Genomic DNA, 23,814 nt, shown 5'->3' on the forward strand with positions numbered 1-23,814 from the left:
GATTTACTAGAGAAATATTCCTTTTTACGACAATCGTCTTGGATTGATTTTGTTTCCAAAAACTACACCAATTCCATTGATAAAATAGTGTTTTCTATTTCCAAGCAAAAAGATATAGATAAATCTGTATTTGCCAACCAACTTCATGGAAAACGCATTGCTCTTTCAAAAATTCCGTCATGGCATAATCAAAAGAACATAGTTTATCCTTCTAAAATCAGTATGGAGCAATGTTCGTCAGAGTTCACGGCAAAGTATAAATCCACACTAGTAAAAGGCAAATCATTCATTGATTTAACTGGAGGCTTTGGTGTGGATTCTTTTTTTATTAGTAAATCTTTCGAAGGTGGCATTCATTGTGAAATGGATACTGAATTACAATATATAGTTCAACACAATTTCAAGCAACTATCAGCAGATATACATTCCATTAAAACTGATGGAATTGACTACCTCAACACATCAAATGATAAGTTTGACCTCATATATATTGACCCCTCGAGAAGAAACTCTTCTAAACAAAAAGTTATTCAACTAAAAGATTACACTCCAAATATTCTTGAGCACCTCGACTTACTGCTTTCAAAAGGAAAAATGGTATTGTTAAAAACAGCTCCTTTACTTGATATTAAACAAGTATTGAATCAAATCTCTGATATCAAAGAAGTTCATGTAGTAGCAGTAAATAATGAATGTAAAGAACTACTATTTCTATTAGAACAAGATAATGAAGGTTATATCAAAATACAGTGTACTGATTTAACAAAACAGATATCTTTTGAATTCAACCTTGAAGATGAAAATGAAAAATGTTCTTACTCCACCCCTCTTAAATACATTTATGAGCCTAATGTGAGCATTTTAAAAGCAGGAGCCTTCAATTCTATAGCGAATCAATTTAATCTTAAAAAAATTCATAAGAATAGTCATTTATACACTTCAGATCTTATAATTAATGATTTTCCAGGTAGAATGTTCAAATTAAAACATATTTCAAGCCTCTCTAAAAAAGATATTTTACCACTTTTAAAAGATAAAAAAGCCAATATTACTAGACGAAATTTCCCTTTGACAGTAAATGATATTCGTAAAAAAATTGGAATTAAAGATGGTGGGAGTAATTATTTATTTGCCACCACTCTAATTGATGAAAAAAAGAAGGTTCTGATTTGTGAGAAAATCTAAAAAAGAATATCCTCTTCAATACCCAAAGACTGAATAAAACCTAAGGACTTTTTCATACGTTCATGCATAATGTCGTCATTTTCAACAATAGGTACATCTTCTCTAAATGTCGTCATTAAGTTTTCAATAAATGATGATGATTTTGATGTTCTAAAAGACAATGCTTGAGAAGCCGTCATCAACTCAATACTTAAAATTCTTTCAGTATTTTCTATAACTCTAAGTAGTTTAGTCGCTGAATTGGCTCCCATACTTACATGGTCTTCTTGTCCATTTGAAGAGACTATACTATCTACAGAGGCTGGAGTACATAATTGTTTGTTTTGACTAGCAATACTTGCCGCAGTATATTGCGGAATCATGAAACCTGAATTAAGACCTGGATTCTTAACAAGGTATGGGGGCAAATCTCTCTGCCCAGAGATCAATAAATATGTTCTTCTTTCTGAAATAGCACCTAATTCAGAGATTGCTATTGCCATATAGTCCATCGTCAATGCTAGAGGTTGTCCATGAAAATTACCAGCTGAAATGACTTCATCTTCATTTACAAATACATTAGGATTGTCGGTTACGGAATTCATCTCCGTAACTACCGTATTCTCAACATGTCGAAGAGCATCTTTGGTAGCACCATGAACTTGCGGAATACATCTGAACGAATAAGGGTCTTGTACGTTAGTCTTAGGCTGTTCTATCAACTCACTTTCTGACAGAAATTCAGAGACATTTTTGGCAGTATCTAATTGCCCTTTATGAGGTCGTATATAGTGTACTAATGCATTAAATGGCTCTATACGTCCGTCAAAACTATCAAGTGATGTTGCACCTATTAAATCAGCTAGATATGAAATTTTATACGCTCTTAACAAACATTCTACTGCATAGGCATTCATGAACTGCGTACCATTAAGCAGTGCCAAACCTTCTTTAGACTTCAAAGAAACTGGCTTCCAATCCATTTTTTCTAAAACGACAGATGAGTCTTGCTTCTTACCCTCAAAGTATACTTCTCCCAAACCTAAGAGAGGTAAAGAAAGGTGAGCTAAAGGTGCTAAATCACCAGACGCTCCTAATGAGCCTTGCTGAAAAACAATAGGAAGAATATCGTTATTGTAAAAGTCTACCAAACGTTGAACCGTTTCCACTTGTACACCAGAATGACCGTAAGACAATGATTTTATCTTAAGGAATAGCATTAACTTAACAATATTGCAAGGGACTTCTTCTCCGAAGCCGCAAGCATGTGATAATACCAAATTGATTTGAAGTTGACTTAAGTCTTCCTGAGAGATTGGCTCATTGCACAATGATCCAAAACCCGTATTTACTCCGTAAATGGGTTGTTTGTCATTTGATTTGGAATCAAGATAATCTCTACATTTTTGAATTTTATCAATAACATCTTGTGAAAGCACCAATAATTCTTGATTATGAATTATTTGATGAATTTCTTTCAGAGATAAATGTCTGTTACTGATTTCGTGCATCGCATTCTATTCTTCTAAGCAATATTCCTGTAGCTTTTTTGCATTTAGGTTATAGCCTGTAACTACCTTTTGAGCCTTGTGATAAAAACCTTCTCGTTCTCTTAGTGTTTTGTACACATAATCTAGTAATTCTTCACCTTCAAGTCCTTCAATAAGAGGTCTTAATACAGCTGACTTCTGCAATCTTGGGATTAACGCTTTTGGATGCATATTTATATACACTGTCATTCCATATTCGTTCATCTGCTCCATATTATCAAAATGACATGGAGTACCACCACCAGTTGAAATAACAGTATCTTCTGTATCAATAACTCTGTGAAGATATAATCGCTCTAATTTTCTAAAATAATCTTCGCCATCCTCATCGAATATTTCTTTGATTGTTCGGCCTTCTTGCTCCTCAATATATTTATCAAGGTCAATAAAGTCGTGTTTTAAGTTATATGCAAGTTTTTGCCCTAAGGTACTTTTTCCGCTACCCATGTAGCCTACTAAGAAAATGGTCATTATAGAATTATTTTAAGGTTTGTAAGGATTAAAAAGGTGAATTAGGTTCTTTCTTTAAATGGTTAAATACTAATCGGTCCACTAAACTTGGTAAAAGTTTGTTCAAAAATACGGTAAGTTTTCCATTAATTGTCATGACTAACGAATTTTGTCTTTTAACTACAGACAAATATATTCTTTCTGCCACTTCGTCTGGCGACATCATTGATTTTTCATCTCTTGGACTTTCTGATTGAACTCCTCCATCTTTCGATAGAGCTGTATTTCTAATATTTGAAGCCGTAAATCCAGGGCAAGCGATTAGTACGTGTAAGTTTTTTTCAAGGTTTTCAATTCTTAATGATTCTAAAAAACCTTGCATTGCAAATTTTGAGGCTGAATAAGCAGTTCTTCCAGGAAGTCCTTTATATCCCGCAATAGAAGAAACCCCAACAACAGAACCTTTAGACTCAAGCAAAAAAGGCAAAGCGTATTTTGTACAAAAGACTGTTCCATAAAAGTTAACGTCCATTACTTTTTTGATAACTGACAAATCAACTTCTTCAAGAATTGCACGCATTGAAATTCCAGCATTATTAACTAGTACATCTATTCCATTAAATGCATTTATGGTTTCATTGATTAATCGTTTACAGTCTTCTTCAACACTCACATCAGCCTGCACCACTAAAGAAGTAAATCCTTTGGCAGTCATCTTTATACTAATCTCTTCTAATTTCTGAGAGTTTCTCGCCGCTAAAACAACCTTACTGCCTTTCATAGCAAAGCGCCACGCACAAGATTCTCCAATCCCTGAAGATGCACCAGTAACAATGACCACTTTGTTTTTCATTTATTTTCAGCTTAATTTGCTATTACAAATAAACATTTTTTTAATGACAATTATTCAAGTAAATACTTCGGATACTATAAAGCGTTTTCATCAGCTTCCATTTGAAATTTACAAAAACGATTCAAATTGGATTCCTCATCTAGAAAAAGATATTGAATCTGTTTTTTCAAAAAAAGAAAATAAATTTTTTAGACATGGTGAAGCTATACGCTGGTTATTGAAAGATGATAAGGGCAAAGATATTGGAAGAATAGCAGCATTTATTAATAAGAAAAAGGCTTTCAGTGAAAAGCAACCTACTGGTGGAGTTGGCTTTTTCGAATGTATAAATGATACAAATGCCTCAAAATTATTGTTTAATACTGCAAAAACATGGCTCGAAGAACGAGGAATGGAAGCCATGGATGGCCCGATAAATTTTGGAGAAAGAGACCGCTTTTGGGGTCTATTAGTAGAAGGTTTTGAAAACCCTCCTATTTATGCAAATCCTTATCACCCGCCCTACTATCAGCAACTTTTTGAGGATTATGGTTTTTTAACGTATTTTGAGCAATTCATGTATTGCAGAGATATAATTGATGATATCCCAAAAAAATACAGAGACCGTTCTGAACGAATTTTACAGGATAAAGGCTTCACATTTCGACATTTAGAAAAGAGTAAAATGTTCGATTACGCTGAAGACTTTAGAACGGTTTACAATAAAGCTTGGAAAACTCACAGTAATTTTAAAGGTATGCCAGCCTCTCAGGCTCGTTCCATAATGAGGAAAATGAAACCAATTATGGATGAAAATCTTATCTGGTTTGCCTATTACAAAAACGAGCCTATCGCTTTTTTCATTGCCCTTCCTGAACTTAATCAGATATTTAAACACATTAATGGAAAACTTAATTGGTTAGGAAAACTCAAATTTCTTTATCATAAATGGACAGGAACATGTGATACTGTATTTGGCTTAGCTTTTGGTGTTGCTCCAGAATTTCAAAAGAAAGGCCTAGAAGGTGCTCTAATTATGGCCGTTAAGAATCAATTTGACTCAGATAGCGTTCAATACAAAAAACTCATAATCACTTGGATTGGCGACTTTAATCCCAAGATGATAAAGATTGTTCAAAACCTTGGGACAAGCAAGTATATGGTTTTAAAAACCTATCGAAAATTGTTTAATGAAAATGCTGAGTTTGAACGTTGCAAAACCATTCAGTAATTAGGATAATTTTTTCGCTTAAATTTTTAATTTAAATTCTTGCAGTTTGAAATAATGCAATTATATTTGCATCCTTAATTTTAAGCCGACCTGGTAGCTCAGTTGGTAGAGCATCTCCCTTTTAAGGAGAGGGTCCTGGGTTCGAGCCCCAGCCAGGTCACTAAAAACCCGTTTTCACGGGTTTTTTAGTTGATGCCCAGGTGGTGAAATTGGTAGACACGCAGTCTTGAGGGGGCTGTGCTCTTACGGGCGTATGGGTTCAAGTCCCATTCTGGGCACATTTTTTAAACCTTCTTCTCTAGTAGAGTTGAAGGTTTTCTTAATTCTATGCAACATCTATTATAACAAAAAAAGCCGAGTAAAATTGCTCGGCTTTTTTTGTCTAAACTAATATACATCTATTCAATCAATAGTCTTACGAAATTACTACCCTTCTCTCCTATCAAATGGAGCATATATACCCCTGATTTTAATTGGTTCTTATATAAATATTCGATTTGATTTTCAACTAATTTATCATAAACAAGCCGACCAGTCAAGTCTATAAGTTGGGAACTAACAACATTAGAACTTAAGGATAATGTTGTGTACTCACTAAACGGATTAGGATATATAGACACATTTAAATCATATTCATTAATGGTAGTAGTATCCGAGCCTGAGGTATCAGGTGTACAAGAAGCCTGACAATCAGACTCAGAATGAAATGTTCCATTATTCAAGCCAACATCTTCACATCCTGTTGGATTACATTTCCAATTATATGTACACTTAACCCACGAATTAACATCAAAAGAATCCCTAACCATTTCGTAATTCCCAACTCCAGTAATAATTAAATTCATCGAATCTCCATTACTGTTAAAAGTATATGTTGAAGTGATAACTGTAGCAACTTGTAATTCATTATTACCAATGTCTGTATAAATCAAAGAGCTATATGTATAGCAATCTGTTGAGTCAAATTGATATATGAATATTGAGTCATTAGTTATATGTACATATCTGAAAATTGAATCTATAGTTTTCCACATATCTTTGTAAGAATAACTATTATTTCCTGAAGAACTATCACAGGCAGCTATACATTCAGCTAGGGTTGCATATGGCCCAGATGGAAACTCCGTACAACCATTTCCAGGAAAACATGCCCAAGCGGAAGTGCAGGGTGTATATTGACTTATATCAAATGAATTTAAGTAAAATACAGTTGTATCAATAGGAGACTCCATAGTCAAAACTGAATCATTAGAACTTAAATTGAGAGTTAATGGAATTGACTGTCCATTAAAATTTATTTGTATTGTATTGCCACCTAAAACTGTATAATGGAATGCTACTTTAGTATAACACCCATTATTAAACTCATAATAAAAAACACTATCGGCTGTGATATCTAAAAATGTAGTATCATTATTGGTCCAATTTCCAATATACTGAACAGTATCACACATTGAATATAATGAAATATCAAATGAATTCAGATGAAATGTAGTGGTATCAAGTGGCGATGAAAAAGTTACCGTAGAATCATTATTACTAAAGGTGTAATATACTGGAAAACTTTGTCCACCGGTGGTTGCAATTATCAAACCCTGAACGCTATCGACATAACTAAAAGTCGAAATACTATAGCACCCATTGTTAAATTCATAAAAGAAAGCGCTATCTGAAGTAATATTGATAAATGTTGTATCTGTGTTAGTCCACTGTCCTATAATACTAGCAGGAGGAGGAGATGGTGCATTACACAAATTTAATGCTGATGTAACAACTACTGATGAATTCCATACAACCTGTTGTGAAGAATTCATAAAATTATCAATGGTAATATCTGAGGAAGTTACTGTATAAGGCATGTTTACGGTATTACCAGACACAATTACACCTATTACACCTCCACCTAAATCAGAACAAGAAAATGATGACACGAGATAACACGATATGGGAGAGCTATACGTGAAAATATACATAGAGTCAGAATCAAATTCTAAGTATTCTAAATTACCTGAAGCGTCTGTGCGTTCCCAAGCACCAATATAGGCAGATTGAGAAAAGACCATTGTCATACTTAGCAACAATGACGAGATAAGAAATAATTTTTTCATGATTTAAATGGCTTTAAAAAGTTAATGATAACTATCATACGAAAGTAAGCATAAATAATGATTTATCAAAAGTTAAATTATATGAAAAATTACATCTTCAAAGTATTTTATAATACACTATATTTAGCAAAAAAGATAAGATATTAAAACTTTATATAAATTACATATAATATTGATTTTAATTTTTATATAAATTTGTTTTGACATTTTGTCAGTATAAAAAAATATTGATTTTTAAGTCTAAAGAATATCACCACCCTAACTGTATTTATTGTAAATTTGAGGCATGAGAATTGATATACTAAGTATACATACAGAGCTTTTAAAAAGCCCTTTTGAGCATTCGATTTTGCAAAGAGCAATTGACAAAAATATTGTTGAAATCAAACTTCATGACATACGCTCTTATTCAACAGACAAGCACAATAAAGTTGACGATTATCAATTTGGTGGTGGTGCCGGTATGGTAATGTGTATTCAACCTATTGCCGACTGCATTGACAAATTAAAAAACAAAAGAGATTATGATGCTGTTATTTATATGACACCTGACGGGAACAGATTAAATCAAAAAATTGCAAATCACTTCTCTACTTTCAAAAACATCATTATTCTATGCGGGCACTACAAAGGTGTAGACCAACGCATTAGGGATCACATAATTACTCACGAAATTTCAATTGGCGATTATGTGCTTACTGGCGGCGAACTTGCTGCTGCTGTATTATGCGACAGTATTATTAGACTTATTCCAGGCGTAATTTCTGATGAAACATCAGCCTTAACCGATTCTTTTCAAGATAATCTGCTAGCCCCACCGGTTTATACTAGACCTGCTGAATACAATTCTTGGAAAGTCCCGGAAATCTTACTTTCAGGAAACTTTCCAAAAATTGAAGAATGGCGACATGAACAAGCGATGAAATCAACTAAAGATAGAAGACCCGACTTATTAGATTAGATTCAATTTTTTTACTAAAAAAAAGAGGTCTTTATTTAAAATTATATCGTAATATTGCAAACCCATTTGGGAAAGCGAATAAATCATTACCGCAATGGAACAGATAAAATACGTAGAAAATGAAACTTTAAAGGGTGATGACCTCCCTAATTTTAGTGCTGGTGATACTATTACCGTACACTACAAAATTAAAGAAGGTGAAAAAGAAAGAACACAGCTTTTTAAAGGTGTAGTTATTCAAAGAAAAGGTCACATGAACAACCAGACGTTTACGGTTCGTAAAATTTCTAATGGTATTGGTGTTGAGCGTATATTCCCTATATCGTCACCAGCTGTTGAGAAAATTGAACTAAACAAAGAAGGTGCTGTCAGAAGAGCTAGAATATTCTATCTAAGAGGACTTACTGGTAAAAAAGCAAGAATTAAAGAAAAGAGAAAATAATAATTATATTTCTTATCAATCCAAAACCTGCACATTCTGCAGGTTTTTTTTATTTCTTCACCACATAAAATTCTGTTCTTCTGTTGACGGCCCTATTCTCTTCTGAATCATTAGGTACTAGTGATTTACTTTCACCATACCCCTTGTATGTTAATCTTTCACCAGGAACACCACCATCTATTAAGTAGTCATGAACTTGTTTTGCTCTTTTGGCTGATAACTCCTGATTGGACAATTCGTCACCAATATTGTCCGTATGACCATGTATAGCCACCTCAATAGTAGAGTTGAAATCCATAAAATCTATAAAACTGTTAAGGATAATTTTTGCTTGCTCATTTAACTCAAAAGCATCTGAATCAAAATAGATATTATTAATTCTAAAAGCCTTATCCTCTTCAATGGCTTGCATATCAAAATTAAAATCTTGAGGTGTTGAGGAAATATTCTCCGAAGATATATACTGGGAATTAAAGGCATAATCTTTACTCTTTACCGTAACTATTATATCTTCATCATTATCGACTGTAACTACTCCTACATACTCGCCAGATTCTTGATTAACTTCAATCTGTTGCACCTTATTCGTTTTAATAGACTTTACCTCAACAATCGCATCAAACAACATCTCATCATGTTCTCCTTTCACTTCGCCTCTTAAAAACATGATTTTTTCTGGTCTAGCTTTCTTATACAAAGAAAACTGGTATAAATCCCATCCTCCAACGCCTGATAATTTATTCGAAGAAAAATAAGCTGTTTTTCCATCAGTACTTACAAAAAAAGCAAGGTCGTCTTGTTCGGTATTTATTGGATAACCAATATTTATTGGATTAGACCATTTGCCAGCACTGTCCTTTTTACAGTAAAAAATATCTAATCCCCCCAAACCTAAATGAGTGTCAGACGAAAAGTATAAAGTCTCACTATCTGGATGCAGAAAGGGTGACTTCTCATTCCCTTCTGTATTAATGGGTAAAGAAACTATTTCGCCCCAATTCCCTTCATTATCTTTAGTAACACTGTATAAATCTGCTCCTCCTTTACCTTCAGGTCTTATACTACTAAAAATAAGTGTTTTGCCATCGGATGAAATGGTAGGCTGAGACTCCCAACAATAAGGCTTGTTAATTGGGAACTTTAACTTTTGAAGCTCTGTCCAATTCTCATACTTCATATAGGTGTAGTAAATATCACAATTATTATAGCCTTTTTCATTAGAGCACACAGTAAGGTAAAGCTCTCTATTATCTATTGACAGTGATGGTCCCCCTTCATTCTTCCTCATATTAAAAGGGTATGGCATTTCAACGCCCTTTTGAAACTGTCCATTTTGAAGCTTTGAAAACGTAAATTCTTCAACCGTTTCCGGCCTCAGCATCCCTACTTTCTGCTTGGTATGTCGCCTTGTGAAATAAGAGGTTTCATTATCTGGAGACATAGCGCATAAATACTCATCACTAGACGTAGAAATACCATACACTGGCGTCGGACTAAAAGGCACTGGGTTAGAATATATTTCATGATAAAATGCAGCTAACTTAATCTGTTTTCTAGCATCCGCTTTTTTCTCTTCGTCAACACCCATAAATTGCAAAAAATTTTCATAATACTGAATTGATTTTTGAAATTGTTTATTATCAAAATTAATCTCTGCTAATGATGAATAAACCGATGGTGAATACATTGGGCAATACTTTATTGCTAGCTCAAAATTCTCTCTAGCCTTTTCAAAATTTTCCTTGAGGAAATAAATTTTACCAAGTAAGTAATAAGCGTCTGCATAATCAGACTGGTCACTAATTGCCTTTTTAAGATATTTCGTTGATTCAGAAAAACGACGGTCTTCAGCCAATCGCTTAGCTTTCTTGTAGTTTTTTTTAGGGTTAGGGTTTACTTCAATACTGCAATTTTCTTGAGAAAAAAGCAGTGTTGAACAACACATTAACAATAGTAATAATCTCATTAGCTCATTAATTCTTTATCAGTAACTTTTTTAAGCTGACCTTCTGTCGCAGCAACAACTGTTGCTACGGTAGCATCTCCTGTAACATTTACTACAGTTCTCAACATATCTAATATCCTATCTACAGCAAAAATTAAAGCAATGCCTTCAGGGTCGATACCTATAGAACTAAGTACAATCACAAGCATTACCATACCAGCACCAGGTACAGCAGCTGAGCCAATTGACGCTAGGGTAGCTGTCAATACAATTGTCATTTGCTGTCCTAAATCCAAATCATAACCAAAGGCTTGCGCAATAAATACCGCTGCCACCGATTGATACAAAGATGTTCCATCCATATTTATTGTTGCTCCCAATGGAAGAACAAAGGATGAAACTTCTTCAGAAACTCCTAGATGATCTTCACACCGTTCCATTGTCACTGGCAATGTGGCCGCACTTGAACTTGTAGAAAAAGCTAACATTTGTGCCGGAGCAATGCCTTTGAAAAAATCAAAATAATTAATCTGCGTAAAAAGACGTAAGACGAGAGGATAAATTAACATAATCATTAATAATAAACCTATAACAACTGTAATGGAGTAGATACCTAAGGCTTTAAATAATTCGGCAGAACCACCAAAATCGACCACTAGACCAGCAATTAAGGCAAATACTCCATAAGGAGCTGCCAACATTATTAAGTCTACTATCTGAAGAATAATGTCATTAACTCCATCAAAAAATGATTTAACCGTAGATGTTTTTTCTTTAGGCAACATCACCATAGCAATTCCGAACAGTAAAGCGAAAAATATCACTTGTAACATATTTCTATTATTACCTGCAGCCTGAATGAAATTATTAGGTACAATATCTACTAAGAACTGAAGAGGACCTTCAGCTTTCACACTTTCAGCTGATTGAATTTTTAAAGCAGCATTGGAAGCGTATTGCTCTTTAAGTTCAATTCTTTTTTCTTCAGAAAAGGACTTTCCGGGCTGAACAACATTCACAAGAATTAAACCAAAAGTAACTGCAATCAAGGTTGTCATTAAATAAATACCTATTGTTTTACCCCCTATTCTAGATAATTTGGACACATCACTCAAGCTACTTATCCCCTTAATCAATGATGCCAAAATTAAAGGGACGGCAATTAGTTTTAGTAAATTAATAAAGATTGTTCCCCATGGTTTAATCCAAGAATCAGTAAAATCAACCCATTGAAATTTTACAGCCACCAAACCGTAAACAACACCCAATACCATTCCGATAATTATCTTCCAATGTAGAGCCAGTTTTTTCATTAATTATAATTTAGAAGTTTTGTTAAGCAAATAGAAATCTGCAAGAACCATAGCCGTCATTGCTTCAACTATTGGCACCGCTCTTGGCACAACACATGGGTCATGCCTTCCCTTTGCATCTAAAGTTATTTCTTTACCAGTATTATTTATACTTTGTTGGCTTTGCATAATGGTTGACGCAGGTTTAAAAGCAACTCTAAAGTAAATGTCCATTCCATTACTTATTCCACCTTGAATACCTCCTGAGCGATTAGTTTTGGTAGTTCCATCTGTATTAAACAAGTCATTATGCTCACTACCTCTCATTTCTGAAGAGCAAAAACCACTCCCAAACTCTACTCCCTTAACTGCATTTATGGATAAGAGCGCATGACCAAGATTAGCATGAAGTTTATTGAAAATAGGTTCTCCAAGACCAATTCCAACGTTCTGAACAACACAACTTATAACGCCACCAACAGTATCTCCTTCAGACTTCATATTCTCAATTAGTTCTATCATTTTCTGAGCTGTTTCTTCATCAGGGCATCTAACATGATTATTTTCAATGTTAGAAAAATCAAGTTCACTGTAGTTTTTATCTATAAATACTGGACCAACTGAAGAAACGTAAGCATTTATTTTTACTTGAGAAAGTAAAAGCTTGGCTAATGCACCAGCAACTACCCAATTGGCAGTTTCTCTAGCCGAAGAACGCCCTCCTCCTCTGTAATCTCGTAAACCGTATTTACTAGAGTAGGTAAAATCTGAATGAGAAGGCCTGTAAGAATCTTTTAGATGAGAATAATCTTTAGAATTTTGATTTGAATTGACGATACTAAAGCCAATTGACGTTCCAGTTGTTTTTCCTTCAAAAATACCAGAGTGAAAGTGGACAATATCACTTTCCTTTCGTTCAGTAGTAATGGCAGACTGACCTGGCTTTCTTCTATCTAGTTCTGACTGTATAAAATCAAAGTCTATAGATAAACCTGCAGGGCAACCGTCTAAAATCCCCCCAATGGAATCGCCATGCGATTCGCCAAAAGTTGTCAAACGAAATAATCGTCCTATTGAATTCATATTCTACAAATATAAGCAAATTACAAGCAGGCATAAATGGTCTATTTTTGTATTTTCGCTTGATATTTAAACACATGATAACAGTCATTAAAAATATAAAAGAGATTGTTCAGGTTGAACATTCGATTAGAAAATGGGTCGCAGGCAAAGATATGGCTCAATTAGAAACTATAAAAAATGGTTACATTGAAATTAAGGATGGCATCATCTCTAATTTTGGAAGCATGGAAGATTGGACTGGCATTGATGACTGGAATAATACTGAGATAATAGATGCTAATGATGGTATGGTTTTTCCCTCCTATTGTGACAGTCATTCCCACTTAGTATTTGCAGCGAATAGAGAAAACGAATGGGAACAACGCCTAAAAGGTGCCACTTATGAAGAAATTGCTGCCAAAGGTGGTGGTATTTTAAACTCTGCAAAAAAACTTCAAAACACCTCTGAAGAAGATCTATTAGAAAGCGCCCTAAAACGTGCCAATGAAATCATGAAAATGGGTACAGGTGCTATAGAAATTAAAAGTGGATATGGGCTTACTGTAGATGCTGAACTGAAAATGCTAAGAGTCATCAGAAAATTAAATGAATTAAGTCCGCTAACAATAAAAGCTACTTTTTTAGGTGCACACGCTATCCCGCAAGAGTTTAAGGATAGAAAATCAGATTATCTTAATCTAATCATAAATGAAATGCTTCCTCGTGTAGCTGAGGAAAATTTAGCAGAGTACATTGATATATTCTGTGAAGAGGGGTATTTTTCAGTTGAGGACACTGAACGCTTGCTCTCAGAAGCAAAAAAATGGGGTTTAATTCCTAAAACCCATGTAAATCAGTTCACTATTTTAGGTGGTGTAGAAGCTAGTGTTAAGCACGACGCTTTGTCTGTAGACCATTTAGAAATAATGAACGACAACGACTTTAATGCTTTAAAAGGCAGCAAATGCATGCCTACTCTCCTACCCTCTTGCTCATTCTTTTTAGGTATCCCTTATGGTCCAGCACGAAAAATAATGGATGAAGGAATGCCTGTTGCTCTAGCTACAGACTACAATCCAGGTTCTAGTCCTAGTGGAAACATGAATTTTGTAGCTTCTTTAGGCTGTATTCGGATGGGAATGACTCCAGAAGAAGTAATCAACGCTACAACTATTAATACTGCTTACGCTATGGGGCTTAGCAAAGAATTAGGAAGCATCGCCATTGGCAAAAAAGCAAATCTATTTATTACCAAACCAATAAGCTCATATGTTTTTATACCTTATTCTTTTGGGCATCAGCATATTGATAAAATAATGATTAACGGACAACTACAATCCTAACACAATGAAAAGACAACTTATCGAATGTGTTCCTAATATTTCTGAAGGAAGAGACACAAAAAAAATAAATGAAATTGCTTCTATTGTTGAAACAATAGATGGTGTAAAACTACTGAATGTAGATCCTGGAAAAGCTACTAATAGAACTGTCATCACTTTTGTTGGTGAACCTCAACAAGTCATCGACGCTGCATTCTTACTCATACAAAAAGCTCAATCTTTAATTGACATGAGCAAGCACAGTGGAGAACATCCTAGGATGGGGGCTACAGACGTTTGTCCACTTGTGCCAATAGCTAATATCTCTATGGAAGACACGGCCAAATGGGCACACACACTTGGCGAACGTGTTGGCAATGAGCTTAATATTCCTGTTTACTGCTATGAAAATGCAGCAAATGAAGAGAAAAGAAGAAATTTAGCAAACTGTCGCTCTGGAGAATACGAGGGCTTAAAACAAAAGCTTGTTGATACTAACTGGAAACCTGACTTTGGACCGGCTGAATTTAACGATTCAGTGGCTCGTTCTGGAGCAACTGCTATATCAGCCAGGGATTTTTTAGTCGCTTATAACATTAACCTTAATACCACTTCTACCAGAAGAGCAAACGCTATTGCTTTCGATATACGTGAAGCTGGACGGTTTTTAAGAGAAAATAATAATCCAGGCGGAAAATTACTAAAAGACGAAAATGGTGAACCCATCAGACAGCCAGGTTTATTCAAACACGTCAAAGGTATTGGTTGGTTTATTGAAGAATATGGAGTAGCACAAATCTCATACAACCTCACTAATATTAATGTATCACCTCTTCACATGGTTTTTGATAAAACTTGTGAACGCTCACAAGCTAGAGGTTTAAGAGTTACTGGCTCTGAATTAGTTGGTTTAGTACCGAAAAAGGTATTAATAGATGCCGGAGTGCATTTTCTAAAAAAACAACAACGTTCTATAGGTATTTCTGAAAAAGAAATCATGAAGATTGCAGTAAAATCACTTGGTCTTGATGAATTATCTCCATTCATATTAGAAGAAAGAGTAATCGAATATATGCTAGAGGGCACCACTAAGCAATTGGTTGACATGAACTTAGTAGATTTTGCTAACGAAACATCAAGTGAAAGCCCTGCTCCTGGCGGTGGTTCTATCTCTGCCTATTGCGGCGCTATGGGTGCTGCACTAGGTACAATGGTAGCTAATTTATCAGCACACAAAAGAGGTTGGGATGATAGATGGGAAGAGTTTTCAGATTGGGCTGAAAAAGGAATTGCATACCAAAATGAGTTGCTAAGATTAGTAGACGAAGACACCAATGCATTCAATAAAATTATGGAAGCCTTTAGACTTCCAAAAGATAGTGTTGAAGAAAAAGCATTACGCCAAAAAGCCATCCAAGATGCTACAAAGTTTGCTATACTCACACCATTTAAAGTAATGGAAACAGCTTATGATTCTATGCAGGTTATGAAGGCTATGGCAGACATTGGAAACCCAAATTCTGTTACAGATGCTGCAGTTGGTGCTTTATGTGCTAGAACGGCTGTTAGAGGAGCATTTCTGAATGTAAAAATCAATTGTGGCGACTGTGAGGACAAGCTATTTGTAAACGACATTATTGAGAAAGGACAAGCTATTATTGATAAAGCAACAGCATTAGAAAACGACATAATGAAAATGACAGAGGGTAAAATCTAGTTCATCAAATTTACCACCAAAGCACCATCTGTTTTAAGATTGTGGTACCTCAATTGAAGCGCATTACATTCATCTTCTATTTTACGTGCTACATAATATGGCAATCTAGAGTCAATGATAATAGTTTTTGGCTGATAAGCCTCTAAAATATTAGTAACAGGAAAGTCAACAGACAAGATACAGTAGTCTAATTTTATTGGATTATCTATAGACTTCAATTCAAAATTATGGTCAACTATTAGTAGTTTTTGGTTTGCTAGTTGAATGTGCGACTGTTCTTTCCAAACATATTGACTTTGAATATTAGAGTCTAAATCTACAAGCTCTCTCTCATTTAGCTTAAGGAATGCCCAATGATTATGTAAATTAAATTTTTGACTTTTTTGATTGTTAATTAATTCACTATTTGCCAAGAAAAGAGCTTTGTCTTTTTCTACAAGACCAAACACAGTATGCTTATTGACAGAGTAAAATACTAATTGCGACCTATTCTCTCGATTTTTTTGTCCATTCCAATGAGAAAATTGCATAAGAACAATACACAGTAGTGATAATATTAAATATTTTGAACTTTTTAAATAAATAAATAACAAGCAAAAGCCAATTGCAACATAAAAAATTACAACCTCATAAGCCTGCAAAAATAAAAATGAAGATATTGTTTGGGGTAATTCTTGTATACCCTCTAAAATAACAAATAAAATATTCAGAAAATATTTTAGAATAAGTAAAACTGGCTCACTTACAAAGGCATAATCAAACATCAATAGATAGAAAAGACCAAAATATATAATAAGTGGTATTAGAGGAATAACTAAAATATTTGCCAATAAAAAGTAATTAGGAAATTGATGAAAATAATATATCCCTAAAGGAAAAGTTGCAATTTGGGCTGCCAGAGAAACACAAATCAATTGCCAAAGTGCATCAATCCATTTTGATTTAAAAAGTAAAAGAGGGTAAATTTTAGGATAAATAGACACAATTCCCAAAACAGCTAAATACGATAATTGAAAGCCTACTTCAAAAATCATGGAAGGTTCTATAATAAGCAACAAAAATGCCGAAGCCGCTAGAGTATTGTAAATATTTGTTCGCCTTTGCATGACATCTGCTATTGCAATAAAACTAAACATGGTTGCTGCTCGCATTACGGATGGACTTAAAGAAGTAATAAAAGCATAGGACCAAAGGCAAAACAACAGAATTAACACTTTTAGTAATTTTAAAATCTGTTTTTTATTCATAAACATCAATAACTTGTTTATCAAAAGAAAAATAATCCCCACATGAAGCCCTGAAACAGCTAAAACATGAATTACACCCGATTCACTAAATGTTTGCTTTAACTCTTGACTCATTTCTGATTTATCTCCCAAAAGTAAAGCTGTACATACCGACAATTGATTGCTATTCAATTCACTTTGAGATAATATAGCTACGAGTTTATTACGAATATTATTTACACACTTAATAATCTTATTACCCCACGCACCATTTAGTAGATTAAAGTCAGTTGAAGAAATATAAACTTGATGAGTAACATTTCTGACATTAAGATGTTTTTTATAATTGAATTGCTGAGGATTTAAGGGCAACTGAATCTCATTAGGCTTTGATGATATTAATATCCTATCCCCATATTTCAAAGAGTCTATACTTTTTTCTAAGTAAATTAATAAAACACCTTTTGTAGGCTTATTATCAACTGAAATAACTTTTGATAAAACTTTAAAGCTATTTTCTTTTTCAATAGGCTCCTCAATACACTCAACCAATAGTATACTATCATCATTTAAAAAATGAGCAAAGTAAGAATCTTCATTTTTATCCAAAGAATATTGCACTATACACAGTCCAAACACAACTAATAAACATGAGGAGATAATTCCAAAAAGCCAACGTAAACTGAAACTTTTAACGAAAGAATGAACAATCATTAAAAGCACTAACAAAAAAGGAATGAGAAGATAAGTCCACTGAGTGTACAGAGAGTATGAAAAAATAATCCCAAAAATAAAGGGTATTACAAGGCGGAATAAAGGAAGTGAATTCCAAAAATGCATGGCTTTTATTTAAAGCCACAAAATACTAAAACTAAACTAGACTTATAGCTTTAGCTGAGCGTTTTGATGCCCCTTCGCTTCCAAGATTATCAATAATTTCGTTATAGTCATCAATGATTTTTAAAGTGTTCTTTTTATCTAAAAGAAATTGTAATTCTTTTACTAAATTTTCAGTATTAAAATCGTCTTGAATTAGTTCTTTAACGACCGCTTTGTTAGCTATTAAATTGACTAATGAAATAAATTTTACTTTCACCAAAAGCTTACCGAAGAAATAGGAAAAAGCAGATGTTTTATAGCATACTACTTGAGGTACTTTGAGTATAGCAGCCTCTAGTGTGGCTGTGCCAGACGTAACTATAGCAACCTTTGACTCCTTCAATAGAGCATGAGTTTGATTGGAAAGAATTGGGATATAAGAATCACCCGTAATTTTTCTGTAAAACTCTACTGAGATAGAGGGGGCACCAGCAATAATAAATTGATAATTTTCAAAGGACTCTACCACTTTCATCATGATTGGAAGTGAGGCGCCAATTTCTTGTTTTCTACTACCTGGTAAAAGTGCTATGATGGGTTTATCTGACTCCACACTCCTACTGTCAACATCCTTGAAAGCATCTAAAAGAGGATGCCCTACAAAGGTGGAGTCAATATTGTGTTTAGCGAAAAACGCTTGTTCAAAAGGCAAAATGGGCAATAGCAAATCTACATCACGTTTTAGCTTTTTGACACGTGATTCTTTCCACGCCCATACCTGTGGCGTAATGTAGTAAACCACTTTAATTCCGTACTGTTTTGCAAAGCTAGCCATCCTCATATTAAAACCGGGGTAATCTACAAGGACTAATACATTAGTATTAAATTCAAGCAACTCTTTTTTAGCTTGTTTGAAATTTCTTCTAATAGCTGATAGATTTTTAATGACCTCCCAAAACCCCATAAAAGCCATTTCATTATAATGCTTAGTAAGCTCTAATCCTTGCTTTTGCATGCGTTCCCCACCAAAACCTTTAAAAGATGCTTTCTCATCAAGCTTTACAAGTTCTTTAATGAGGTTTGAAGCATGCAAATCTCCTGATGCCTCTCCAACTATGAAGTAATAGTTTGTCAAAACAATAATTTATTGATTAAAATGAATAGCGCTAAAACTATTGTAGTCATCAAAATTCCTTGAGCAGGCTTCTCTCGATTTGCCCTTATAAAAATTAAAAATGGAATGAGATTTAGAAAGGTACAAAGACTCAACACATGAATATGTATGTCCAAAGCCTTTAACTGATAATACAAGGCAAACATATCGCCATCCATTTTAATATTTGAATATACAACGAATGCCAAAGTTGGTATAATCAACCCCAATACACTCCCTTTCCAAAATAAGGATTCTCTAATCATAACTCCCATTTTTTTAAGAACGGTATGGTCTCATGTGCTGTAATGTCAAACTTTACCGGCACTACTGACACATACCCATTTGCTAACGCCCATTCATCCGTATCATTTCCTTTATCGAAGTTTTGAAAGGAACCCGTAAGCCAATAGTATGTCCTTCCCGTTGGGTCTTTTCTCTCATCAAAATCTTCTACCCAATTTGCATCTGCTTGTCTACAAATTTTATACCCATTAATTTCATTGTAAGGTAGCTTTGGAATATTTACATTCAAACAACTACCCTTAGGCAGACCTTTCTTAAGCACCTTATTCACAATAGATTTCACCACTTCTTTAGAAGCTGAAAAATCTGCATCATGCGAATAATCTAAAAGTGAAAAGCCTACTGACGGAATACCTTCTAAAGCCCCCTCAACAGCTGCCGACATTGTACCAGAGTATATTACATTAATAGATGAATTCGAACCGTGATTAATTCCAGAAACACACAAATCGGGCTTCCTATCCAATATTGTACTTACAGCTAATTTAACACAATCAACAGGTGTGCCAGAACACGCATACTCAGTTTGTGGTCCATCATCAATATGAATTTGATCACACCTCAAAGTAGAGTTTAGCGTTATTGCATGTCCCATTCCAGACTGCGGACCATCAGGAGCCACTACAACCACTTCACCTATTTCTCTCACCACCTCAATCAGTGCGCGTATTCCTGGAGCTGAAATACCATCATCATTTGAAACTAATATTAAGGGTTTATTCATCATTTGCAGTTTATAACACAAAATTACCAAAAGAATCTTAAGAACATCTATTTTTGCACTACTATGTCAAATGTAAGGATACCGAGAAGGAGATACAGTTCAAAAATGTTGAAAAGGGCAATGAATTTATTTCCGCCCCTATTAGTAAACAGAATAAAAATAGCCGAAGCCGATGAGGAATTTAAAAACCTAAGAGTTACTGTAAAATACTCATGGCTCAATAAAAATATTCAGAAATCAATTTTTGGAGGGAGTATATTCAGCGCAATAGACCCATTTTATGCCGTCATGTATTGGCAAATATTCAACTCTAAAAATATACCGATGCTAATTTGGATAAAAAAAGCTGAGATAGATTATATTAAAACAGCTACATCAAATTTACATATGGATTTTAAACTAAGCGAAAATGACATCGAAAATGCTATTACTGCATTAAAAGAAAATGAAAAACATGAAGTATGGCATACTATTAAAGTGTTTAACATACACAATGAATTATGTGCCGAATCTAGAGTACTAGTATACATCCGCAATAAATATGATCACCCTTTAAATAATTTATAATTTTTTTTCGATTTTAAGTAAACAGAAATAAAAGTTTATATATCTTTGTTGTTCCCATTAGGGAGAGGGAAGTAAGTTTTTTCATGGCTTTAAGGGGCTGCCCGAGTAGAAATACTCGGGTAGCTTTTTTTTTATACCCTTGATTCCTCAAATAAAAATCTTAACTTGCCTGAAAAACAAGTACATTATGAAATCTATAACTTTATTATTTGGGCTATTATTTAGCCTATCAACTTTTGCTCAATCTGATGCTATTTTGGGTGAGTGGTATACAGCTGATAAAGACGCTGTTGTAACTATATTTTCTGAAGGAGATTCTTTTTCAGGGAAAACCACATGGATGAAAGAGCCTAATGACAGTAAGGGCAATCCAAAGTTAGATAAAGAAAATCCAGATGAGGATTTAAGAAGCAGAAAACGTATGGGGCTAAAAATTATGCAAGATTTTGTATATAAAGGAGATAATGTCTGGGAAGATGGGAAGATATACAAGCCTTCTAATGGCAAAACATACGGTGGAACTGCCACTCTAGTTAATAAGAATACTCTTGAGCTCGAAGGTTATTTAATAAGTCTTCCATTCATTGGAAAAACTTCTACATGGACTAGAAAAACTGACTAATCACTTTTTATTTTTTTCTCTCTAATAGCTTATCTTTGCACCAAAATTACTCGTAATGCTAAATACGATAGAAGAAGCTATTGAGGACATCAAAGCTGGAAAGGTAGTCATCGTTGTTGATGACGAAGATAGAGAGAACGAAGGTGATTTTCTGGCAGCAGCCGATAAGGTAACCCCTGAAATGATAAATTTTATGGCCACGCATGGGCGTGGTCTTATTTGTGCCCCTATTGTAGAAGACCGCTGTGAGGAACTTGGTTTAGAGTTAATGGTGGGTAAAAATACTGCCGAATACGAAACTCCTTTTACAATATCTGTTGACCTTATCGGTCACGGTTGTACTACAGGTATTTCGGCTAGCGACCGATCCAAAACTATAAAAGCCCTTGTAGACCCTAATACACGTCCAAGCGAATTAGGTAAACCTGGACATATTTTCCCTCTTAAAGCCAGAAAGGGTGGTGTACTACGCCGAGCTGGACATACAGAAGCTGCAATTGATTTAGCACGATTGGCAGGTCTATACCCCGCTGGCGTTATTGTTGAAATAATGAATGAAGATGGCTCAATGGCTAGACTTCCAGAGCTAAAATTGATAGCTAATAAACATCAATTAAAAATCATCACTATAAAAGACTTGATTGCCTATAGAATCAAGAATGAAAGCCTTATCGAAAAGCTAATTGATGTAAATCTACCTACAGAAATTGGCGAATTTAAACTTCATGCTTTTCGTCAAGTTACTAATAACCAAACCCATTTAGCATTAGTTAAAGGTGAATGGGAAGAAGATGAGTCCATATTGGTTAGAGTTCACTCCTCTTGTATTACTGGTGATATCTTTGGCTCATGCCGATGCGATTGCGGGCCACAGCTGGAAGCCGCAATGTCTATGGTTGAAAAACAAGGCAAAGGCGTTATTGTTTATATGAATCAAGAAGGTAGAGGAATTGGCCTATTGAATAAGCTAAAAGCCTACAAATTACAAGAGCAAGGAAGGGATACCGTTGAAGCTAATGAAGAATTAGGCTTCAAAGCAGATACTAGAGATTATGGTGTTGGCGCCCAAATTTTAAGAAGTTTAGACGTTCATAAAATAAAATTGATGAGCAACAACCCTAAAAAACGTTCTGGACTTATTGGATATGGCCTTGAAATTGTTGAAAATATTGCCCTCGAGATTGAATCCAACGAACACAATGCCTTTTATCTTAAAACCAAAAGAGATAAGATGGGACACCGATTGCCTAATTTAAATGATGAGTAAACCAATTATCATATTAGGCATTGAATCGTCATGTGACGATACCAGTGCATCCATCATCAAAGATGGTAAAATCTTATCCAACGTAATTGGAAATCAAAAAGTTCACGAAAAATATGGAGGCGTAGTCCCTGAGTTAGCTTCCAGAGCTCACCTGCAAAATATAATACCAGTAGTACATCAAGCTATTGAAGAGTCAGGTATTAATAAAAAAGACATTTCTGCAGTAGGGTTTACTCGAGGACCTGGACTTTTAGGGTCATTATTAGTAGGCGTATCCTTTGCTAAATCTTTCGCTTTAGCAAATAATATTCCACTAATAGACGTAAACCATATGCAAGGGCATATTTTAGCACACTTTATAAAGGATAAAGACGGTAACGGTAATCCCCCAAAATTTCCTTTTTTATGTCTAACCGTTTCTGGTGGACATACTCAAATAGTAAAAGTCAATGATACCCTTGATTTCGATTTAATAGGTGAAACCATAGACGATGCTGCTGGTGAAGCATTTGACAAATCGGCTAAACTTTTAGGTTTACCCTACCCTGGCGGACCACTAATTGATAAATATGCTAAGGATGGAAGCCCTACCGCCTACACCTTTGGCATTCCAAAAGTAGATAAGCTAAACTTCAGTTTTAGTGGACTTAAGACAAGTATCTTGTATTTCATTAATAAGGAGACTAAAGAAAATCCAAATTTTATTAGCGAAAACAGGAATGACATCTGTGCCTCAATTCAACATAGCATCATTAATATCTTGATGAAAAAACTAGAGAAGGCTAGCAAAGAAACAGGTATCACTGAAATTGCAATTGCCGGCGGTGTATCGGCAAATTCTGGATTAAGGACTAGACTAAAAGAAATGGAAACTTCACATAACTGGAAAACCTATATCCCTCCTTTTTCCTACTGCACTGATAATGCTGGAATGATTGCTATTACCGCTTATTTCAAATTTCTTGAAAGTGATTTCTGCGACCAGTCAATAACTGCTAAGGCAAGAATGTCTGTTTAGCAAGTTATACAACAAAAACTTTGAAACTAGCACGAA

The 23,814-nt window shown here is 34.5% G+C and carries 20 protein-coding genes and 2 tRNA genes; 12 read left to right on the forward strand and 10 right to left on the reverse strand.

From position 1 onward, the window contains the following. The first annotated feature begins 87 nt into the window (after positions 1 to 87). Positions 88 to 1,185: an RsmD family RNA methyltransferase gene (locus ISP73_03980; GenBank protein MBL6657747.1), complete on the forward strand. Its 1,098-nt coding sequence runs from the start codon at positions 88 to 90 to the stop codon at positions 1,183 to 1,185. Here the strand turns inward: ISP73_03980 and hutH are convergent. Genes hutH through ISP73_03995 form a run of 3 tightly spaced genes read right to left on the reverse strand, consistent with a single transcriptional unit; the run spans position 1,182 to position 4,017 of the window. Then, entirely contained in the window at positions 1,182 to 2,675 is a 1,494-nt protein-coding gene (gene hutH, locus ISP73_03985; protein ID MBL6657748.1) for a histidine ammonia-lyase, read from the reverse strand. The two genes, ISP73_03980 and hutH, sit on opposite strands and share 4 nt — an antisense overlap. Positions 2,676 to 2,681: 6 nt before the next feature. Then, positions 2,682 to 3,185 carry a shikimate kinase gene (locus ISP73_03990; protein MBL6657749.1) on the reverse strand — a complete coding sequence of 168 codons (504 nt, stop codon included), beginning with the start codon at positions 3,183 to 3,185 and terminating at the stop codon, positions 2,682 to 2,684. A 28-nt stretch (positions 3,186 to 3,213) separates the two neighbouring features. Next, positions 3,214 to 4,017: an SDR family oxidoreductase gene (locus tag ISP73_03995; protein MBL6657750.1), complete on the reverse strand. Its 804-nt coding sequence runs from the start codon at positions 4,015 to 4,017 to the stop codon at positions 3,214 to 3,216. A 43-nt stretch (positions 4,018 to 4,060) separates the two neighbouring features. Here ISP73_03995 and ISP73_04000 point away from each other — a divergent pair, with 43 nt between their 5' ends. The 3 genes from ISP73_04000 (at position 4,061) to ISP73_04010 (ending at position 5,505) form a co-directional block, all read left to right on the forward strand. Next, positions 4,061 to 5,227, forward strand: a complete 1,167-nt coding sequence (locus ISP73_04000) for a hypothetical protein (protein MBL6657751.1) — start codon at positions 4,061 to 4,063, stop codon at positions 5,225 to 5,227. Between the two features lie 87 nt (positions 5,228 to 5,314). After that, positions 5,315 to 5,387 (forward strand) — tRNA-Lys (locus ISP73_04005). Between the two features lie 34 nt (positions 5,388 to 5,421). Beyond that, positions 5,422 to 5,505: transfer RNA gene (locus tag ISP73_04010), tRNA-Leu, on the forward strand. A 120-nt stretch (positions 5,506 to 5,625) separates the two neighbouring features. On the opposite strand, the gene ISP73_04015 is transcribed toward ISP73_04010, so the two are convergent. Then, entirely contained in the window at positions 5,626 to 7,335 is a 1,710-nt protein-coding gene (locus ISP73_04015) for a T9SS type A sorting domain-containing protein (GenBank protein ID MBL6657752.1), read from the reverse strand. Positions 7,336 to 7,621: 286 nt separating this feature from the next. Here ISP73_04015 and trmD point away from each other — a divergent pair, with 286 nt between their 5' ends. Together trmD and rplS are read left to right on the forward strand one after the other, a co-directional pair. Further along, complete coding sequence (gene trmD / locus ISP73_04020) at positions 7,622 to 8,296, forward strand: tRNA (guanosine(37)-N1)-methyltransferase TrmD (protein ID MBL6657753.1); 675 nt, start codon at positions 7,622 to 7,624, stop codon at positions 8,294 to 8,296. A 94-nt stretch (positions 8,297 to 8,390) separates the two neighbouring features. Beyond that, positions 8,391 to 8,738, forward strand: a complete 348-nt coding sequence (rplS, locus tag ISP73_04025) for a 50S ribosomal protein L19 (GenBank protein MBL6657754.1) — start codon at positions 8,391 to 8,393, stop codon at positions 8,736 to 8,738. Positions 8,739 to 8,787: 49 nt separating this feature from the next. On the opposite strand, the gene ISP73_04030 is transcribed toward rplS, so the two are convergent. The 3 genes from ISP73_04030 to aroC are packed head-to-tail and all read right to left on the reverse strand — an operon-like array spanning position 8,788 to position 13,058. After that, positions 8,788 to 10,704: a PD40 domain-containing protein gene (locus ISP73_04030; protein ID MBL6657755.1), complete on the reverse strand. Its 1,917-nt coding sequence runs from the start codon at positions 10,702 to 10,704 to the stop codon at positions 8,788 to 8,790. After that, the gene (locus ISP73_04035; protein ID MBL6657756.1) at positions 10,704 to 11,996 is read right to left on the reverse strand and encodes a dicarboxylate/amino acid:cation symporter; all 1,293 of its coding nucleotides are present in this window, start codon (positions 11,994 to 11,996) and stop codon (positions 10,704 to 10,706) included. The genes ISP73_04030 and ISP73_04035 overlap by 1 nt, the downstream gene beginning before the upstream one ends. A gap of 3 nt (positions 11,997 to 11,999) precedes the next feature. After that, a complete protein-coding gene (gene aroC / locus ISP73_04040) occupies positions 12,000 to 13,058 on the reverse strand; it encodes a chorismate synthase (protein ID MBL6657757.1) in 1,059 nt (352 codons plus the stop codon). Between the two features lie 74 nt (positions 13,059 to 13,132). Between aroC and ISP73_04045 the strand changes: the two genes are divergently transcribed. Both ISP73_04045 and ftcD read left to right on the forward strand, forming a co-directional pair. After that, entirely contained in the window at positions 13,133 to 14,380 is a 1,248-nt protein-coding gene (locus tag ISP73_04045; GenBank protein MBL6657758.1) for an imidazolonepropionase, read from the forward strand. A gap of 4 nt (positions 14,381 to 14,384) precedes the next feature. Then, entirely contained in the window at positions 14,385 to 16,076 is a 1,692-nt protein-coding gene (ftcD, locus tag ISP73_04050) for a glutamate formimidoyltransferase (protein MBL6657759.1), read from the forward strand. Here ftcD and ISP73_04055 read toward each other — a convergent pair. The 3 genes from ISP73_04055 to surE form a co-directional block, all read right to left on the reverse strand. Beyond that, the gene (locus tag ISP73_04055; protein MBL6657760.1) at positions 16,073 to 18,016 is read right to left on the reverse strand and encodes a ComEC family competence protein; all 1,944 of its coding nucleotides are present in this window, start codon (positions 18,014 to 18,016) and stop codon (positions 16,073 to 16,075) included. The genes ftcD and ISP73_04055 overlap by 4 nt on opposite strands. Before the next feature lie 157 nt (positions 18,017 to 18,173). Next, a complete protein-coding gene (lpxB, locus tag ISP73_04060; GenBank protein MBL6657761.1) occupies positions 18,174 to 19,256 on the reverse strand; it encodes a lipid-A-disaccharide synthase in 1,083 nt (360 codons plus the stop codon). 280 nt (positions 19,257 to 19,536) lie between these two features. After that, positions 19,537 to 20,307 (reverse strand): 5'/3'-nucleotidase SurE, encoded by a 771-nt coding sequence (gene surE, locus ISP73_04065; protein ID MBL6657762.1) that lies wholly within the window; start codon positions 20,305 to 20,307, stop codon positions 19,537 to 19,539. 102 nt (positions 20,308 to 20,409) lie between these two features. Here surE and ISP73_04070 point away from each other — a divergent pair, with 102 nt between their 5' ends. The 4 genes from ISP73_04070 (at position 20,410) to tsaD (ending at position 23,778) form a co-directional block, all read left to right on the forward strand. Then, on the forward strand, positions 20,410 to 20,871 hold the full coding sequence (locus ISP73_04070; protein ID MBL6657763.1) for a YiiD C-terminal domain-containing protein: 462 nt from the start codon (positions 20,410 to 20,412) through the stop codon (positions 20,869 to 20,871). Between the two features lie 187 nt (positions 20,872 to 21,058). Next, complete coding sequence (locus ISP73_04075; protein MBL6657764.1) at positions 21,059 to 21,493, forward strand: DUF2147 domain-containing protein; 435 nt, start codon at positions 21,059 to 21,061, stop codon at positions 21,491 to 21,493. 55 nt (positions 21,494 to 21,548) lie between these two features. Next, complete coding sequence (locus tag ISP73_04080; GenBank protein MBL6657765.1) at positions 21,549 to 22,760, forward strand: bifunctional 3,4-dihydroxy-2-butanone-4-phosphate synthase/GTP cyclohydrolase II; 1,212 nt, start codon at positions 21,549 to 21,551, stop codon at positions 22,758 to 22,760. Further along, the gene (gene tsaD / locus ISP73_04085) at positions 22,750 to 23,778 is read left to right on the forward strand and encodes a tRNA (adenosine(37)-N6)-threonylcarbamoyltransferase complex transferase subunit TsaD (protein MBL6657766.1); all 1,029 of its coding nucleotides are present in this window, start codon (positions 22,750 to 22,752) and stop codon (positions 23,776 to 23,778) included. Before ISP73_04080 ends, tsaD begins: the two co-directional genes overlap by 11 nt. Positions 23,779 to 23,814 lie beyond the last annotated feature (36 nt).

The sequence above is a fragment of the Flavobacteriales bacterium genome, assembly GCA_016779935.1.
Classification (GTDB): Bacteria; Bacteroidota; Bacteroidia; order Flavobacteriales; family UBA7312.